This is a genomic window from Bacillus cereus group sp. RP29, assembly GCF_040459765.1.
Classification (GTDB): domain Bacteria; phylum Bacillota; class Bacilli; order Bacillales; family Bacillaceae_G; genus Bacillus_A; species Bacillus_A paranthracis.
Window position 1 is genome coordinate 1,608,385 of the sequence record NZ_JARVHN010000001.1, and the last position, 18,316, is coordinate 1,626,700.

Genomic DNA, 18,316 nt, shown 5'->3' on the forward strand with positions numbered 1-18,316 from the left:
TATGATTAAAATTGCACCATCGATCTTATCAGCAGATTTTTCAAAATTAGGGGAAGAGATTAAAGATGTAGAAAAAGGCGGGGCGGATTACATTCACGTCGATGTAATGGATGGACATTTCGTACCAAATATTACGATTGGACCATTAATTGTAGAAGCAATTCGTCCGATCACATCGTTACCGTTAGATGTACATTTAATGATTGAAAATCCTGATAACTATATCCCGACTTTCGCAAAAGCGGGAGCGGATATTATTACTGTTCATGTAGAGGCGTGCCCTCATTTGCATCGTACAATTCAGTTAATTAAATCTCATGGCATTAAAGCAGGAGTTGTATTAAATCCGCATACGCCAGTTTCAGTGATTGAGCATGTATTAGAAGATATTGATATGGTATTACTTATGACAGTAAACCCTGGATTTGGTGGGCAGAAATTTATCCATTCTGTATTACCGAAAATTAAACAAGTTGCAGAAATGGTTAAAGAGCGCAATCTAGAAGTAGAAATTGAAGTTGATGGTGGTGTAAACGCTGAAACAGCAAGACTTTGTGTAGAAGCAGGAGCAAATGTACTTGTAGCTGGGTCAGCAGTATACAATCAAAAAGACCGCGGTGAAGCAATTCGTGTCATTCGTGGATAATGAATGAACGAGTCTTTATCCCAGTGAATCTTCTAGTGTAGTAAGTTTTCACTATTTATAAAGGGTAGAGAAAAAATATATAAAAAGGCAATCTACCGAATGGCAGATTGCCTTTTTACAATAGAAGGGGAAGGAAACATGATTATTCATATTTTAGCGGGAGGACCCGCGGAATATTGTGCAGATTTTTCTTCATATGAAAATGAGAAAGTAGTGTGGGCGGCAGTTGATAGAGGAGTATATCGTTTATTAAAAAGAGGTATTACTCCTGCTGTTGCGTTTGGAGATTATGACTCGGTTACGGAAGAAGAATTAGCATGGATGGGGCAACAAACAAATGATTTACATATTGTTCCTCGTGAAAAAGATCAAACTGATTTAGAAATTGCGATTAACTGGGCGTTAGAACAAAAGCCGGCACTCATTCGTATTTTTGGTGCTACTGGCGGAAGACTTGATCACGGTTTAGCGAATATACAAATGCTTTTAAAAGGATTAGAAGTAGGAATAGAGATGTGTATTGTAGACAATCAAAATGAAATAAGTGTAAAAAGAGTAGGTACACATATAATTGAAGAAAATAAAAATTTCCCTTATGTATCTTTTGTGCCTGTTACTGAAATAGTGGAAGGGATTACATTACTTGGTTTTAAATATCCTCTAACGAATAAAAAAATAGAGTGGGGATCCACACTTTGTATTAGTAATGAACTCGTTGAGGAAAAAGGTACTTTTTCATTTACTTCTGGCATATTAATGGTGATAAGAAGCACTGATTAAAGAAACAATTTTGCTCCTTACATCATATAGTGACCAAGTGGAGTAATGGGGATTAGGAGGGAAACCATGAGATTTTATACAATTAAGTTACCTAAATTTCTTGGTGGAATTGTTCGTGCCATGTTAAATACCTTCAAAAAAGATTAAAAAAAGCACCTATTACCGGTGCTTTTTCCATTGGTATAGTAAAAAAAGAGCCTAGCGGCTCTTTTTTTTATTATTAAACACGTTCGATTTTGCCAGATTTTAATGCTCTAGCAGAAACGTAAACACGTTGAACTTTTCCGTCGATGCGTACGCGAACTTTTTGAAGGTTAGCGCCCCACTTACGTTTTGTAGCGTTCATTGCGTGAGAACGAGAGTTACCAGAACGAGCTTTTCTTCCAGTAATAGCACAAACACGAGCCATTTATATTTCCCTCCCTTGATACCTTACCATACGTAATTTTTCAATGTTAGTCTTTTATGCGATGCTAAAAACACTACTATAATTTAACACAACTAAAAAGAGAATGCAACACTGTAGAAAAAAGAAATCAAGAAAAATTACTTGACACTATATGTCAATGAAGAAAAGTTGAAATCAAGAAAAATTGCTTGACATATTATAGTGATACATGTTGTATAATAACAATGGACTATTTTGCTCATCATAAAAAAGTGTAGTTTTCAACATAAAATATGAGAGTGAAAAAGAAAGAACGATGGAATTTTCTTTAAAAAGATTATATGATAGTAACTAAAGTAGTCTAACTCACTTTCACCATTTATGAAGGGGGAAAACGAGATGTCAATTGAAATTAAAACGAAGTACGGTCAAATTGATATTAGTACAGATGTAATTGCAACAATTGCTGGAGGTGCCGCGGTAGATTGCTACGGTATCGTAGGTATGGCATCAAAAAATCAGTTAAAAGATGGATTAACAGACATTTTACGAAAAGAAAATTTCACTAGAGGTGTTATTGTTCGTAAAGATGAAGATGAAGTACATATTGATATGTATATTATTGTGAGCTATGGTACGAAAATTTCAGAAGTAGCACATAACGTGCAGACGAAAGTGAAATATACATTAGATCAAACTGTAGGACTAGCAGTAGATTCTGTAAACATCTACGTACAAGGAGTTAAAGTAATAAACTTGTAATGTGCATTAAGGAGGAAAATCTGTGTCAATTCAAAAAATTGATGGAAAACGTTTATCACAAATGATCATTCAAGGAGCGAATAATTTAACGAATAATGTTCAGCTTGTTGATGCATTAAACGTATTTCCAGTTCCAGATGGCGATACCGGTACAAACATGAACTTATCTATGACTTCAGGCGCACGTGAAGTGAAAGCAAATCCTTCACAACATGCTGGTAAAGTCGGCGTAAGTTTAGCCAAAGGATTATTAATGGGAGCTCGTGGTAACTCTGGAGTTATTTTATCTCAGTTGTTCCGTGGTTTCTCGAAATCCATTGAACAAAAAGAAGAATTAACAACAGTTGATTTTGCTGCAGCTTTAGAAGCTGGAGTAGAGGCGGCTTACAAAGCGGTTATGAAACCGATTGAAGGAACGATTTTAACGGTTGCAAGAGAAACGGGTAAATATGCAGTAACAGTTGCGAAAAAACAGCGCGACTTTGTTTTGTTTATGGAAGACGTTGTGAAAGAAGCAAATGCATCGTTAAATCGTACGCCAGATTTATTACCTGTATTAAAACAAGTTGGCGTTGTAGATAGCGGTGGTAAAGGTCTTGTAGTAGTTTACGAAGGGTTTTTAGCTGACTTAAAAGGAGAAACGATTTCTTCTGATGCACCTGCCCAACCATCTATGAATGAAATGGTGCGCGCAGAACATCACCGTAGTGTACAAAGCCAATTGAGTACAGAAGATATTAAGTATGGATATTGTACGGAGTTCATGGTGAAATTAGAAGCTGATAAAGTGAAAGAACATAATTTCTCTGAACAAAAATTCCGTGAAGATATTAGTGTGTATGGTGATTCACTACTAGTTGTATCTGATGATGAAATTGTAAAAGTTCATATTCATGCAGAACATCCTGGAGACGCTATGAACTACGGACAACGTTACGGTAGTTTAATCAAGATTAAAGTAGAGAATATGCGTGAACAGCATACCGCTTTATTAGATGAGCCTGCTATGATGCCTGAGCCAACTAGCCAGCCTAAAGAGAAACAACCGTACGGTATCGTAACTGTAGCTATGGGATCTGGTATTAAAACTTTATTTGAAAGCATTGGCGCGACGAAAGTTATCGAAGGTGGCCAAACGATGAATCCAAGTACTGAGGATATCGTGAAGGCGATTGAAGAAGCAAACGCTGAAAAAATCATTATTTTACCGAACAACGGGAATATCGTAATGGCAGCAGAACAAGCAGCGTCAGTTGTGGATCAAGAAGTGATTGTAGTTCGTTCAAAAACAGTTCCTCAAGGTATGGCTGCAATGTTAGCATTTAATCCAGTTGGAACGCTAGAGGAAAATGAAGAAAACATGAAAGAAGCTTTATCTCATGTGAAAACAGGTCAAATTACGTATGCTGTACGTGATACGGAAATTGATGGTGTGGCAATTCAAAAGGATGATTTCATGTGTATCGCAGATGGAAAAATCGTATCAACAAATTCTGAAAAAGTAGGAGCTGCGAAGCAATTACTAGAAGCACTAATTGATGAAGATTCTGAAATCGTAACGATTCTACAAGGTGAAGATGCAACTGATGAAGAAGTAGCTGAATTAGTTGAGTTTGTAGAAGAGAATTTTGAAGATGCAGAAGTAGAAGTACATGCTGGAAACCAACCGGTGTATTCTTTCATCTTCTCTGTAGAATAAGAAAAAATTCGTTTTGAAAATAAATGGATTACTTACTTGCTAATGGATAATAAGTAGTAATATGAAGTTTATTACTAGTTTTTATTCAAAAGGCTAGCATATTGAAGATAAAAAAGAGCCTTGCTGCTAATAGTGAGGCTCTTTTCTTTCGTGTTGTTTATGAGGGATTTGAGTAGTTTCTCTTAGAATGCCTATGATAGAATATATAGGGTGAAAGAGAGCGATTACAGATGTCAATCATGTTAATGGATAATGAATCAAAAAATAATGTGACGGAGCGTGAGAATCTTGAATGAAGTTGTACAAGTTCCTGTTACGGATGTAAAGGGAATCGGAGGAGAAACATCTGAATTACTACACGAGATGGGAATTTATACAGTTTCTCATCTATTAGAACATTTTCCGTACCGTTATGAAGACTATGCGATGAAAGATCTTGCTGAAGTAAAGCATGATGAACGTGTAACAGTAGAGGGAAAAGTTCATAGTGCTCCTTTACTGCAATATTATGGGAAGAAGAAGTCGCGTCTTACGGTTCGTGTCCTCGTAGGTCGTTATTTAATTACAGCTGTATGTTTTAATAGGCCGTACTATAAGCAGAAGTTAAATTTAGATGAAACGGTAACGATTACTGGTAAATGGGACCAGCATCGTCAAACGATTGCGGTATCAGAACTTCATTTTGGACCGGTTGTACGTCAACAAGAAGTAGAGCCTGTGTACTCAGTGAAAGGGAAACTTACAGTAAAACAGATGCGCCGTTTTATTGCACAAGCGTTAAAAGAGTATGGAGATTCTATAGTTGAAGTGTTACCTGATGGATTGCTAAGTCGATATAAATTATTGCCGCGTTATGAAGCGCTTCGGGCGTTGCATTTTCCAACAGGTCAGGAAGATTTGAAGCAAGCGCGTCGCCGTTTTGTATATGAGGAGTTTTTCTTATTTCAGTTAAAAATGCAAACGTTACGGAAAATGGAGAGGGAAAATTCGAAAGGGACGAAAAAAGAAATTCCTTCAGAAGAATTGCAAGAGTTTATCGATGCACTTCCGTTTCCATTAACTGGTGCGCAACGCCGAGTTGTAGATGAAATTATGAAAGATATGACATCTCCTTATCGAATGAATCGTCTGTTGCAAGGTGATGTAGGTTCTGGTAAAACTGTGGTCGCTGCAATTGGTCTTTATGCAGCGAAATTAGCGCATTATCAAGGTGCTTTAATGGTTCCAACAGAAATTTTAGCAGAACAACATTATCAATCGCTCGCAGAGACGTTCTCGCACTTTGGTATGAAGGTTGAATTGTTAACAAGTTCAGTTAAAGGTGTGAGACGCCGAGAGATTTTGGCAAAATTAGAACAAGGAGAAATAGATATCCTTGTTGGAACGCATGCTTTAATTCAAGATGAAGTTATTTTTCATAGGTTAGGTCTCGTGATTACTGATGAACAACATCGATTTGGTGTAGCGCAGCGACGAGTTTTACGTGAGAAAGGTGAAAGTCCAGATGTATTATTTATGACAGCAACACCAATTCCACGTACGTTAGCAATTACTGCATTTGGAGAGATGGATGTTTCTATAATCGATGAGATGCCAGCTGGTAGAAAGGTAATTGAAACATACTGGGCAAAACATGACATGTTAGATCGTGTTCTCGGTTTTGTAGAGAAAGAGATAAAAAAAGGAAGACAAGCATATGTTATTTGTCCTCTAATTGAAGAATCTGAGAAACTTGATGTACAAAATGCAATCGACTTACATAGTATGCTGACTCATCATTATCAGGGGAAATGTCAAGTCGGATTAATGCATGGAAGATTATCATCTCAAGAAAAAGAAGAGATAATGGGGCAATTTAGTGAAAATAAAGTGCAAATTCTTGTGTCGACAACAGTTGTTGAGGTGGGTGTGAACGTACCAAATGCGACTGTAATGGTTATTTATGATGCAGAGCGTTTCGGTTTATCACAGCTTCATCAGCTAAGAGGCCGTGTTGGGCGTGGTAGTGAACAATCGTATTGTTTATTAATCGCGGATCCAAAATCGGAAACGGGAAAAGAACGAATGCGTATTATGACCGAAACGAATGATGGATTTGTATTGTCAGAAAAAGATTTAGAATTACGAGGTCCTGGAGATTTCTTTGGGAGTAAGCAAAGTGGTTTACCAGAATTCAAGGTTGCTGATATGGTACATGATTATCGGGCGCTAGAAACAGCTAGACAAGATGCGGCGTTACTAGTAGATTCAGAAGCGTTTTGGCATAATGATCAATATGCGTCGTTGCGTACGTATCTTGACGGGACAGGTGTGTTCCAGGGAGAGAAGCTCGATTAAAGGGAGGCAACAAAAGTTTTTGTTGCATTCTACTTTTAATGATTATATACTACTGTTAGTACCTAGTCATAAAAATGGATGGTGCGGTATGAAAAAAAGAAGAAGTAAAAAAGAAAGACAAGAATTATTACAACAAACGATAGAAACGAATCCTTTTATTACGGATGAAGATTTAGCAGAAAAATTTCAAGTGAGTATACAAACTGTACGTCTTGATCGTATGGAATTATCTATTCCTGAATTAAGAGAAAGAATTAAACATGTAGCTACAAAGCAACATGAAGAAGATGTGAAATCTTTACCGTTAGAAGAGGTTGTCGGAGAAATTATTGATATAGAATTAGATAGACATGCGATTTCTATTTTTGAAGTGAAGGTAGAACACGTATTTAAAAGAAATCAAATTGCCCGTGGGCATCATTTGTTTGCACAAGCAAACTCACTAGCTGTTGCGGTTATTGATGAAGAATTAGCTTTAACTGCAAAGTCTACCATTCGATACATTCGTCCTGTAAAATTAGGAGAGCGTGTTGTTGCAAAAGCGCGCGTGGAAGATGTAGAGAATGATAAAGGACGGACGGTTGTCAAAGTGCGTAGCTTCGTTGGAGAAGAACTTGTTTTTACAGGCACTTTTGAAATGTATCGATCTAGTAATTATAGTGAGGAAGGTAACAACTTATGAAAATCGCAATAGATGCAATGGGCGGCGATCATGCTCCAAAGGCTGTCGTACTAGGAGCAATGAAAGCTATTAAGGAATATTCTGATTTACATATTACGTTAGTGGGGAAAGAAGAGGAAATTCGTCAATACTTAACGAGTGAAGAACGAATTACTATACTTCATACAGACGAAAAAATTGAATCGACAGATGAACCAGTAAGAGCGGTTCGTCGAAAAAAACAAGCTTCAATGGTACTTGCGGCGCAGCAAGTGAAAGACGGTGTAGCGGATGCTTGTATATCAGCTGGTAGTACAGGAGCTTTAATGGCGGCTGGATTGTTTGTTGTAGGTCGTATGGAAGGAATTGAGCGACCAGCTTTATCCCCTACAATGCCAACTGTTGATGGAGAAGGTTTTGTTATGTTAGATGTTGGAGCAAACGTTGATGCAAAACCAATTCATTTATATCAATATGCAGTAATGGGATCTGTATACGCTGAGAAAGTAAGAGGAATTAAAAATCCTCGCGTTGGACTTTTAAACGTTGGAACAGAAGATGGTAAAGGTAACGAGCTTTCAAAACAAGTCTTTGCAATGCTTAAAGATGCCCCAATTAATTTCGTTGGGAACGTTGAATCAAGAGATTTATTGCAAGGTGTAGCAGATGTTGTTGTATGTGATGGTTTTACAGGGAATGTAGCACTGAAATCATTAGAAGGAACAGCACTTGCATTATTCTCTATGTTAAAAGAACAGTTAATGAGTTCGTTTACGAGCAAATTAGCAGCAGCGGTATTAAAGCCAAAACTTATGGTATTAAAAGATAAAATGGATTATTCGGAGTATGGAGGAGCGGCATTATTTGGATTGAAGGCTCCTGTCATTAAGGCTCACGGTTCTTCCAATGACCAATCAATATTTAGTGCGATTCGTCAAACGAGAGAAATGGTAGCGAAAGAAGTTATTCCTACTATTTCAAGCGTAATGGAGAAAGAGCCACTCCAATAAGAGGAGGATTTGAAATGGGAAAACTAGCATTTCTTTTTCCGGGCCAAGGTTCACAGGCAGTTGGAATGGGTAAACAGTTAGCAGAGAATAATAAAGAGGTTGCAAATGTATTTGCAAAAGCAGATGAGGTGTTGCAAGACTCACTTTCAGAAGTGATTTTTGAAGGGCCGCAGGAAAAGCTTACGTTAACAACAAATGCGCAACCTGCTTTATTAACAACGAGTTTTGCTATTTTGACAGCTTTAAAAGAGTATGATATTACACCAGACTTTGTCGCAGGGCATAGTTTAGGTGAGTATAGCGCTCTTGTAGCAGCAGGTGCATTAACTTTTGAGGATGCAGTATATGCTGTAAGGAAACGTGGGGAATATATGGAAGAAGCTGTTCCTGGCGGAGAAGGTGCAATGGCGGCTATTTTAGGTGCTGATCCACATATGCTGAAACAAGTTACAGAAGAAGTAACAAGTGAAGGGTATGCAGTACAAATTGCTAATATGAATAGTACGAAGCAAATTGTGATTTCTGGAACAAAGCAAGGAGTCGAGATTGCTTCTCAAAGAGCGAAAGAACATGGTGCAAAGAGAGCAATTCCGCTTAAAGTAAGTGGACCGTTCCACTCTGCGCTTATGAAGCCAGCGGCGGAGAAATTCCAAAGTGTCTTAAATGAAATTACAATTCAAGATACGAATATTCCGGTAATCGCAAATGTAACAGCAGACGTTATTACAAGTGGTGCGCATATTCAAGAAAAGCTAATCGAGCAGCTCTATTCGCCTGTCTTATGGTATCCATCCATTGAATATATGGTGAGTCAAGGGGTAGATACATTTATTGAGATTGGACCTGGGAAAGTACTTGCTGGACTTATGAAGTCAATTGATTCATCAGTGAAAGCATACGCGATATACGATGAAGAGACATTACAAGATACCATTTCGAATTTGAGAGGAGAAAACTGATGTTAAAAGGGAAAGTAGCATTAGTAACGGGTGCTTCACGTGGAATTGGTCGCGCAATTGCGATTGATTTAGCAAAACAAGGGGCAAATGTTGTAGTAAATTATGCTGGTAACGAGCAAAAGGCAAATGAAGTAGTTGATGAAATAAAGAAATTAGGTTCGGATGCAATTGCAGTAAGAGCAGATGTTGCAAATGCTGAAGACGTTACAAATATGGTGAAACAAACTGTAGATGTATTTGGACAAGTTGATATTCTTGTAAATAATGCAGGTGTAACAAAAGATAATTTATTAATGCGTATGAAAGAAGAAGAATGGGATACAGTTATTAATACAAACCTAAAAGGTGTATTCTTATGTACAAAGGCAGTATCTCGATATATGATGCGTCAACGTCATGGGCGTATTGTAAATATCGCTTCTGTTGTCGGAGTAACGGGAAACCCAGGACAAGCAAACTATGTTGCTGCTAAAGCAGGTGTAATCGGATTAACAAAAACATCAGCAAAAGAGTTAGCAAGCCGCAATATTACTGTAAATGCAATTGCTCCTGGATTTATTGCGACAGATATGACAGACGTATTAGATGAAAATATAAAAGCTGAAATGTTAAAATTAATTCCTGCAGCTCAGTTTGGTGAAGCGCAAGATATCGCAAATGCTGTAACGTTTTTTGCTTCTGATCAAAGCAAATATATTACAGGTCAAACGTTAAATGTTGATGGCGGTATGGTAATGTAATAAAAGAATCGATTTCAGCTAGTTTTTTTGGACAATATTTAATATAATATTTGAGGGGAGGTGAATGGAATGGCAGATGTTTTAGAGCGTGTAACAAAAATTATCGTTGATCGTTTAGGAGTAGAAGAAACAGAAGTAGTACCAGCTGCAAGCTTCAAGGAAGATTTAGGAGCAGACTCCCTAGATGTAGTAGAACTTGTAATGCAATTAGAAGACGAATTCGAAATGGAAATTTCTGATGAAGATGCTGAAAAGATTGCTACTGTTGGCGATGCTGTGACTTACATAGAGAGTCATCTATAATGCTTGAATGAAGTCCCGTTTTTTAGCGGGGCTTCTCGGCTTATATCTGGAGGGACCTATGCCGTACCGTAAATATAGAGAAAAAAAATACGAAACAAAATATCGTGAAGCGTTTAAAGTATTTCAAGAAAAAATAGGTATTACGTTTACAGATGAAAAATTATTGATTCAAGCATTTACGCATTCATCGTATGTGAATGAGCATCGAAAAAAACCGCATGAAGACAATGAGCGTCTCGAATTTCTTGGAGATGCAGTATTGGAACTTACTGTATCGCAGTATCTGTTTCAAAAATATCCGACAATGAGCGAAGGAGAGTTAACAAAACTACGTGCAGCTATTGTATGTGAACCATCTCTTGTTCGTTTTGCAAACGAGTTGTCATTTGGTAGCCTAGTTTTATTAGGAAAAGGTGAGGAAATGACAGGCGGACGTGAACGACCAGCTTTATTAGCGGATGTCTTTGAAGCGTTTATTGGTGCCCTTTATCTTGATCAAGGGTTAGAAACAGTATGGGGCTTCTTAAAAGAAATTGTATACCCTAAAATTAATGAAGGTGCTTTTTCTCATGTGATGGATTATAAGAGTCAATTACAAGAGTTGATTCAGCGTGATGGTAGTGGCAATATTGAGTATCAAATTTTGCAAGAAAAAGGACCGGCTCACAATCGAGAATTTGTGTCACGTGTTACGTTAAATAACGTGGCCTTAGGTCTTGGTAGTGGCAAGTCGAAAAAAGAAGCAGAGCAACAAGCTGCTGCAGAAGCGTTGAAAAAGTTAAAAGAACAACTATAAGGAATCCCCCTTTGAATGAGGGGGATTCCTTGTGCATAGAATGAAACTTTCCTTTCGTTTATCAATGTAAGGAAATGAAATCCGTATAATCGTTTGTTTTTGTATAAACAACATTTATAGCAACGGAGAATAGGAGGAAGGCCTTTCGTGTTTTTAAAAAGATTAGAAATAGCAGGATTTAAGTCTTTTGCTGAGCGTGTATCTGTCGATTTTGTCCCAGGTGTAACGTCTGTAGTAGGACCTAATGGAAGCGGGAAAAGTAATATTACTGATGCCATTCGTTGGGTACTTGGTGAACAATCGGCAAAATCATTACGTGGTGCAAAGATGGAAGATATTATTTTTGCAGGTAGTGATACGAGAAGAGCGGTTAATGTTGCTGAAGTAACATTAACTTTAAATAATGAAGATCAACGTTTACCGATTGAATATAATGAGGTGTGTGTAACGCGTCGTGTATCTCGTTCTGGTGATAGTGATTTTTATATTAATAAACAATCATGCAGGTTGAAAGATATTATCGATTTATTTATGGACTCTGGTATGGGAAGAGAAGCTTTTTCGATTATTAGCCAGGGGAAAGTTGAAGAAATTTTAAGTAGTAAATCAGAAGAACGTCGTGGTGTATTTGAAGAAGCGGCGGGAGTGCTGAAATACAAACTTCGTAAAAAGAAAGCTGAAGGTAAATTAGCAGACACACAAGAAAACTTAAATCGTGTACAAGATATAATTCACGAATTAAGTAGTCAAGTAGAACCTTTAGAAAGACAAGCTTCTATTGCAAAGGATTATCTCGAGAAAAAAGAAGAATTAGAGAAAGTAGAAGCGGCGCTTATTGTACATGAAATTGAAGAATTACATGAGAAATGGGAAGCGCTTCGAAATCAGTTTGGGCATAATAAAAACGAAGAAGCGAAAATGTCAACGCATTTACAAAAAGGTGAAGAAGAGCTAGAGGAATTACGAGGCCAATTACAAGCAGTAGATGAGTCTGTAGATTCCCTGCAAGAAGTACTTTTACTTTCTAGTAAAGAGCTAGAAAAGTTAGAAGGACAGCGTGAGCTATTAAAAGAGAGAAAGCAAAATGCAACGACGCATTGTGCACAACTCGAACAGTTAATTGTTGAATTAACAGAGAAAGCTACAAGTTATGATGGTGAAATTGAATCGAGTACAGAAGTATTGATGCAATTTGTAAATCATGTAAAAGAGTTGGAGACGAAATTGCATGATAATGAGCAATTACTTGCAACGTTTGCTGACAATTTAGAAGAGCAAATTGAGAATTTAAAAGGTGACTATATTGAACTTTTAAATCAACAAGCTAGTCATCGTAATGAGTTATCTATGATTGAAGAACAATCTAAACAACAAAACTCAAAAAATGAACGCCTTGATGAAGAAAATGCGAAATATGTAGAAATGCGTATGGAAATTACAGCGAAAAAGACAAAACTTGTGGAAAGTTATGAACAAGTAAAAGAAAAAGTAGCTGGAATCCTTTCGAATATACAAAAGACAGAAGCGGCACTTGGGAAATGCAAGGCGCAGTATAGTGAAAACGAAACAAAACTGTATCAAGCATATCAATTTGTACAACAGGCACGTTCTCGAAAAGAAATGCTAGAAGAGATGCAAGAGGACTACTCTGGTTTCTATCAAGGGGTACGTGAAGTATTGAAAGCTAGAGAAAATAGGTTGCAAGGTATTGAGGGTGCTGTTGCAGAACTGCTAACGGTACCGAAAGAATATGAAATTGCAATGGAAATTGCTCTAGGTGCAGCGATGCAGCATATAGTTGTACAAAAAGAAGAACATGCTCGTAATGCAATTGCGTTTTTAAAACAAAATAAACATGGACGAGCAACGTTTTTACCGCAAGCTGTTATTAAAGGTAGATCGTTATCATTTGAGCAATTACGTATTGTAAATCAGCACCCATCGTTTGTAGGTGTGGCAGCAGAACTCGTGCAATATAACAATAAATATGAAAATGTAGTTTCAAATTTATTAGGTACTGTTATTGTTGCAAAAGATTTACGCGGAGCGAATGAGTTGGCGAAACAATTGCAATACCGTTATCGCATTGTAACAATCGAAGGTGATGTAGTAAACCCTGGCGGTTCTATGACGGGTGGAGCGGTAAAACAGGCGAAATCATCTTTATTAGGACGTCAACGTGAACTAGAAGAGTGGACGAGTAAGTTAACTGATATGGAAGAAAAAACAACGAAGTTAGAAAACTTTGTTAAAGCAGTAAAACAAGAGATTCAAGAAAAAGAAGTGCAAATACGCGAACTAAGGCAAAGTGTAGAAGCAGAGCGTGTAGATGAACAGAAATTAAGAGAAGAAATTAGTCGCTTAGAATTAGAAGAACATCGTATTAATGATCGGTTATCTATTTACGATTTAGAGATTGAAGGGTTCTTGCAAGACCAAGTGAAAATGCAAGGCCGTAAAGAAGAGTTAGAAAAGATTTTAGCGACTCTTCAGGCAGAGATTACGGAATTAGATAGCAAAATCACAGCTTTAACAAAACAAAAAAGTGAGCAACATTCTTCGAAAGAAAAAGTTCAAAAAGAAATGACTGAGTTAAAAGTGTTAGCAGCTGAAAAGCAACAACGCTTATCTAATCAAAAAGAAAAAGTAGAACGATTGACGAAGGAAAAAGAAGAAACCGATGCAACGCTTGTCAAAACGAAAGAGGATTTAGCATTCTTAAAACAAGAAATGACATCGAATTCAAGTGGTGAAGAACAAATTACGAATATGATTGAGAAGAAAGCATATGATCGCAATCAAACTTCAGAGTTAATTCGCTCTCGTCGTGAACAACGTGTATCGTTACAAGAGAGAGTAGAACAGTTAGAGCGTAACCTGAAAGAAACAACAGGTAAACATAAATACATTCTTGAGATGTTGAAAGATCAAGAGGTAAAAATAAACCGACTTGATGTAGAGTTAGAAAATAGATTACAACATTTACGTGAAACATATACGATTTCATTTGAAGCGGCAAAACTGAAGTATACAATGGTGATGCCTGCTGAGGATGCACGTAAAAAGGTGAAACTAATTAAACTCTCCATCGAAGAGCTAGGTACAGTAAACTTAGGAGCAATTGATGAGTATGAGCGTGTGGCAGAGCGTCATACATTCTTACTAGAGCAAAAAGATGATCTAGAAGAAGCAAAAACGACATTGCACCAACTTATTACTGAAATGGATGAAGAAATGAAAAAACGCTTTTCTACTACGTTTGAAGGAATTCGAATGGAGTTTCAATCGGTGTTCTCTGAATTATTTGGAGGCGGTAGAGCGGATTTAGTTATGACGAATCCAGAGGACTTATTAAATACGGGTATTGATATCGTAGCGCAACCGCCAGGGAAGAAACTGCAAAACTTAGGTTTACTTTCAGGTGGAGAGCGTGCTTTAACGGCAATTGCGCTGCTATTTGGTATTTTAAAAGTACGCCCAGTCCCATTCTGTGTATTAGATGAGGTAGAGGCTGCTCTTGATGAGGCAAACGTTGCCCGTTTTGCTCAGTATTTAAAGAAATTTAGTGATGAGACACAGTTTATTGTAATTACACATAGAAAAGGTACAATGGAAGAGTCTGACGTATTGTACGGTGTAACAATGCAAGAGTCAGGGGTATCTAAACTTGTTTCGGTTCGTTTAGATGATGGAGAAGAACTAGTTGCAAGCAAATAGAAAGGATGGGACAGTATGAGCTTTTTTAAAAAACTAAAAGAAAAAATTTCAAAACAAACAGATACGGTAACAGAGAAGTTTAAACAAGGATTAGAAAAAACGAGAAATTCGTTTGCAGATAAAGTAAATGATTTAGTCTTTCGTTACCGTAAAGTAGATGAAGATTTCTTCGAAGAATTAGAAGAAATTTTAATCGGTGCAGATGTAGGCGTTTCGACAGTGATGGAATTAATCGACCAGCTGAAAGAAGAAGTGCAACGTCGTAATATTCAAGATCCAAAAGAAGTACAAGCTGTTATTTCGGAAAAATTAATAGAGATTTATAAAGGTGACAGTGATTTTACTAATGAAATTAATGAGCAAAAGGATGGCTTGACAGTTGTTTTATTTGTTGGTGTGAATGGTGTAGGTAAAACGACAACAATTGGTAAGATGGCTCATAAGTTTAAATCAGAAGGTAAGTCTGTTTTATTAGCAGCAGGAGATACATTCCGTGCTGGAGCGATTGAACAATTAGAAGTATGGGGCGATCGCGTTGGGGTAGAAGTGATTAAACAAGGATCAGGGTCTGATCCAGCAGCGGTTATGTATGACGCTGTACAAGCTGCAAAAGCACGTAAAGTAGATGTATTACTATGTGATACAGCAGGACGTTTACAAAATAAAGTAAACTTAATGAAAGAGTTAGAGAAGGTAAAGCGTGTAATTGAGCGTGAAGTACCAGGAGCTCCTCATGAAGTATTACTTGTTATTGATGCAACAACAGGACAAAACGGTTTAAGTCAAGCGAAAACATTCCGTGAAGCAACGAATGTGACTGGTATTGTTTTAACGAAGTTAGATGGAACTGCTAAAGGTGGTATTGTATTAGCAATTCGTAACGAAATGGATGTACCGGTGAAATTCGTTGGATTAGGAGAGCAAATGGATGATCTGCAACAGTTCGATCCAGAACAATATGTATATGGTTTATTTGCGAACTTAGTAGAAACAGAAGAAGTATAAGTGAAAGAAGCGGTATTTTCCGCTTCTTTTTCTATAAAAATATGAGATGTTAAGAAAAAAACTTGACACTCTTTTGTACTCCATGTAAACTAATTCATGTAAAGGGAAATCACTTAACAAAGGATGATCCAACATGCTCGAAAAAACAACGAGAATGAACTATTTATTTGATTTTTATCAATCGTTGTTAACGCAAAAACAAAGAAGTTATATGTCGCTTTATTATCTAGATGATTTATCTCTTGGTGAAATTGCGGAAGAATTTGATGTAAGTCGCCAAGCCGTGTATGATAACATTAAACGGACTGAAGCGATGCTTGAAGAATATGAAGAAAAATTAGTATTACTTCAAAAGTTTCAAGAGCGACAGCGACTTGTTGCAAAGCTAAAACAGCTAATCAGCGAAGAAGAGCATGTGAATGAAGAAATGAAACAAGTTGTTGAAGCTATCGAAAAATTAGATTAGGAGGGCGGCAATATGGCATTTGAAGGATTAGCCGACCGACTTCAACAGACGATGCAAAAAATCCGCGGCAAAGGAAAAGTTTCTGAAGCCGATGTGAAAGAAATGATGAGAGAAGTTCGTCTAGCTCTTTTAGAAGCGGACGTTAACTTTAAAGTAGTAAAAGATTTTGTAAAGCGTGTATCTGAACGTGCTGTCGGACAAGATGTAATGAAAAGTTTGACACCTGGACAACAAGTAATTAAGGTTGTACAGGAAGAACTTACAGAACTTATGGGCGGAGAGCAAAGCAAAATTGCTGTTGCTAATAAGCCACCGACTGTTATTATGATGGTTGGTCTGCAAGGTGCAGGTAAAACAACGACGACAGGTAAGCTTGCGAATTTGCTTCGTAAAAAGCATAATCGTAAACCGATGCTTGTTGCGGCGGATATTTACCGTCCTGCAGCGATTAAACAGCTTGAAACATTAGGGAAGCAATTGGACATGCCTGTATTCTCTTTAGGAGATCAAGTAAGTCCTGTTGAAATTGCGAAACAAGCGATTGCAAAAGCGAAAGAAGATCATCATGATTATGTTTTAATTGATACAGCAGGTCGCCTGCATATTGATGAAGAACTAATGGATGAATTAGCGAAAGTGAAAGAAGTTGCGAAACCGGATGAAATTTTCCTTGTTGTCGATGCGATGACAGGACAAGACGCGGTTAATGTTGCACAAAGTTTCCATGAACAGCTAGGTTTAACAGGGGTTGTATTAACGAAGCTGGATGGTGATACGCGCGGTGGTGCGGCATTGTCTATTAAAGCTGTTACAAATACGCCAATTAAATTTGCTGGTATGGGTGAAAAACTAGATGCACTTGAAGCGTTCCATCCAGAACGTATGGCATCCCGTATTTTAGGGATGGGAGACGTCTTAACATTAATTGAAAAAGCGCAAGCTACAGTTGATGAAGAGAAAGCAAAAGAACTTGAGCAAAAAATGCGTACGCTTTCGTTTACACTTGACGATTTCCTAGAACAACTTGGACAAGTGCGTCAACTTGGACCGCTTGATGAATTGTTAGGAATGCTTCCTGGTGCAAATAAAATTAAAGGGCTGAAAAATGCACAAGTTGATGAAAAACAAATTGGGCATATTGAGGCAATTATTCGTTCTATGACTAAATTAGAGCGAGAACAACCGGAAATAATCAATGCTAGTCGCAAAAAACGCATTGCCAAAGGTAGCGGTACAACGGTACAAGAAATCAATCGTTTAATCAAGCAATTTGATGATATGAAAAAAATGATGAAAACGATGACTGGAATGCAAAAAGGTAAGAAAAAAGGACTAGGTGGATTGAAGTTTCCATTCATGTAAGGAAAAAAGATGGCTCTGTTAAGAAAAAATACTTTACAAAGCAATAGTCTTTTTGCTAATATAATTATCTGTGTGAAATAAATTCGGAGGTGCTTTATAAATGGCAGTTAAAATTCGTTTAAAACGTATGGGAGCTAAAAAAACTCCTTTCTATCGTGTAGTTGTTGCAGATTCTCGTTCTCCTCGTGACGGACGTTTCATTGAGGAAATCGGTACTTACAATCCGGTTGCTCAACCAGCTGAAGTTAAGATCAACGAAGAAGCAGCATTAAAATGGTTAGGAAATGGTGCTAAACCATCTGATACAGTTCGTAACTTATTCTCTAACCAAGGTATCATGGAGAAATTCCACTTATCTAAACAAGGTAAGTAATTGAGGCAATGACTATGAAGAAGTTAGTCGAGACGATTGTCAAGCCTCTTGTCGATTATCCTGAAGATGTAAAAGTTACACAGGAACTTTACAACGGAGAGATAAAGTATCGATTAACTGTACATCCTGAGGATGTTGGAAAAGTCATTGGAAAACAAGGGAAAGTTGCGAAAGCAATTCGAATGCTCTTGTATTCAGTGGGACATCACAATAGTGAAAAAGTAACACTGGAAATTCAATAAACGTAAAAAGGGCGAGGAGTTATTCCTCTCCCTTTTTTAACATTTAAAGAGAAGTTGCATGTTCCATATG

The 18,316-nt window shown here is 37.3% G+C and carries 19 protein-coding genes; 18 read left to right on the forward strand and 1 reads right to left on the reverse strand.

Annotated elements, in window-relative coordinates; genetic code table 11:
• The first annotated feature begins 1 nt into the window (after window position 1).
• From rpe to spoVM, 3 genes are all read left to right on the forward strand, one after another.
• Window positions 2-646 (forward strand): ribulose-phosphate 3-epimerase, encoded by a 645-nt coding sequence (rpe, locus tag QCI47_RS08610; protein ID WP_000589966.1) that lies wholly within the window; start codon window positions 2-4, stop codon window positions 644-646.
• A 99-nt stretch (window positions 647-745) separates the two neighbouring features.
• Window positions 746-1,426, forward strand: a complete 681-nt coding sequence (locus QCI47_RS08615) for a thiamine diphosphokinase (protein ID WP_001998094.1) — start codon at window positions 746-748, stop codon at window positions 1,424-1,426.
• Window positions 1,427-1,492: 66 nt separating this feature from the next.
• Entirely contained in the window at window positions 1,493-1,573 is an 81-nt protein-coding gene (spoVM, locus tag QCI47_RS08620) for a stage V sporulation protein SpoVM (RefSeq protein WP_001213599.1), read from the forward strand.
• A 73-nt stretch (window positions 1,574-1,646) separates the two neighbouring features.
• On the opposite strand, the gene rpmB is transcribed toward spoVM, so the two are convergent.
• Window positions 1,647-1,835 carry a 50S ribosomal protein L28 gene (gene rpmB / locus QCI47_RS08625; RefSeq protein WP_000124776.1) on the reverse strand — a complete coding sequence of 63 codons (189 nt, stop codon included), beginning with the start codon at window positions 1,833-1,835 and terminating at the stop codon, window positions 1,647-1,649.
• Window positions 1,836-2,213: 378 nt separating this feature from the next.
• On the opposite strand from rpmB, the gene QCI47_RS08630 reads away from it, so the two are divergent.
• The 15 genes from QCI47_RS08630 (at window position 2,214) to QCI47_RS08700 (ending at window position 18,246) form a co-directional block, all read left to right on the forward strand.
• The gene (locus tag QCI47_RS08630; RefSeq protein ID WP_000021109.1) at window positions 2,214-2,576 is read left to right on the forward strand and encodes an Asp23/Gls24 family envelope stress response protein; all 363 of its coding nucleotides are present in this window, start codon (window positions 2,214-2,216) and stop codon (window positions 2,574-2,576) included.
• A gap of 22 nt (window positions 2,577-2,598) precedes the next feature.
• Window positions 2,599-4,275: a DAK2 domain-containing protein gene (locus tag QCI47_RS08635; protein ID WP_076868143.1), complete on the forward strand. Its 1,677-nt coding sequence runs from the start codon at window positions 2,599-2,601 to the stop codon at window positions 4,273-4,275.
• Window positions 4,276-4,563: 288 nt separating this feature from the next.
• Complete coding sequence (gene recG, locus QCI47_RS08640; RefSeq protein ID WP_001006883.1) at window positions 4,564-6,612, forward strand: ATP-dependent DNA helicase RecG; 2,049 nt, start codon at window positions 4,564-4,566, stop codon at window positions 6,610-6,612.
• An 88-nt stretch (window positions 6,613-6,700) separates the two neighbouring features.
• Entirely contained in the window at window positions 6,701-7,294 is a 594-nt protein-coding gene (gene fapR / locus QCI47_RS08645) for a transcription factor FapR (protein WP_000747352.1), read from the forward strand.
• Window positions 7,291-8,283 carry a phosphate acyltransferase PlsX gene (gene plsX / locus QCI47_RS08650; RefSeq protein WP_000684108.1) on the forward strand — a complete coding sequence of 331 codons (993 nt, stop codon included), beginning with the start codon at window positions 7,291-7,293 and terminating at the stop codon, window positions 8,281-8,283. Before fapR ends, plsX begins: the two co-directional genes overlap by 4 nt.
• A gap of 14 nt (window positions 8,284-8,297) precedes the next feature.
• The gene (gene fabD / locus QCI47_RS08655) at window positions 8,298-9,242 is read left to right on the forward strand and encodes an ACP S-malonyltransferase (protein ID WP_000516951.1); all 945 of its coding nucleotides are present in this window, start codon (window positions 8,298-8,300) and stop codon (window positions 9,240-9,242) included.
• The gene (gene fabG / locus QCI47_RS08660) at window positions 9,242-9,982 is read left to right on the forward strand and encodes a 3-oxoacyl-[acyl-carrier-protein] reductase (protein ID WP_000911784.1); all 741 of its coding nucleotides are present in this window, start codon (window positions 9,242-9,244) and stop codon (window positions 9,980-9,982) included. Before fabD ends, fabG begins: the two co-directional genes overlap by 1 nt.
• A 69-nt stretch (window positions 9,983-10,051) precedes the next feature.
• Window positions 10,052-10,285, forward strand: coding sequence for an acyl carrier protein (gene acpP / locus QCI47_RS08665; RefSeq protein WP_000786062.1), 234 nt, complete (start codon window positions 10,052-10,054; stop codon window positions 10,283-10,285).
• Window positions 10,286-10,343: 58 nt separating this feature from the next.
• Window positions 10,344-11,081 carry a ribonuclease III gene (gene rncS, locus QCI47_RS08670; RefSeq protein ID WP_001146876.1) on the forward strand — a complete coding sequence of 246 codons (738 nt, stop codon included), beginning with the start codon at window positions 10,344-10,346 and terminating at the stop codon, window positions 11,079-11,081.
• 147 nt (window positions 11,082-11,228) lie between these two features.
• On the forward strand, window positions 11,229-14,798 hold the full coding sequence (gene smc / locus QCI47_RS08675) for a chromosome segregation protein SMC (protein WP_000479000.1): 3,570 nt from the start codon (window positions 11,229-11,231) through the stop codon (window positions 14,796-14,798).
• 15 nt (window positions 14,799-14,813) lie between these two features.
• A complete protein-coding gene (gene ftsY, locus QCI47_RS08680) occupies window positions 14,814-15,803 on the forward strand; it encodes a signal recognition particle-docking protein FtsY (RefSeq protein ID WP_000007646.1) in 990 nt (329 codons plus the stop codon).
• Window positions 15,804-15,936: 133 nt separating this feature from the next.
• On the forward strand, window positions 15,937-16,269 hold the full coding sequence (locus tag QCI47_RS08685) for a putative DNA-binding protein (RefSeq protein ID WP_000891062.1): 333 nt from the start codon (window positions 15,937-15,939) through the stop codon (window positions 16,267-16,269).
• 12 nt (window positions 16,270-16,281) lie between these two features.
• Window positions 16,282-17,631 (forward strand): signal recognition particle protein, encoded by a 1,350-nt coding sequence (gene ffh / locus QCI47_RS08690; RefSeq protein WP_000863461.1) that lies wholly within the window; start codon window positions 16,282-16,284, stop codon window positions 17,629-17,631.
• A gap of 100 nt (window positions 17,632-17,731) precedes the next feature.
• Window positions 17,732-18,004 carry a 30S ribosomal protein S16 gene (gene rpsP, locus QCI47_RS08695; protein WP_000268750.1) on the forward strand — a complete coding sequence of 91 codons (273 nt, stop codon included), beginning with the start codon at window positions 17,732-17,734 and terminating at the stop codon, window positions 18,002-18,004.
• Window positions 18,005-18,018: 14 nt separating this feature from the next.
• On the forward strand, window positions 18,019-18,246 hold the full coding sequence (locus tag QCI47_RS08700; protein WP_000737403.1) for a KH domain-containing protein: 228 nt from the start codon (window positions 18,019-18,021) through the stop codon (window positions 18,244-18,246).
• The last annotated feature ends 70 nt before the right edge of the window (window positions 18,247-18,316 follow it).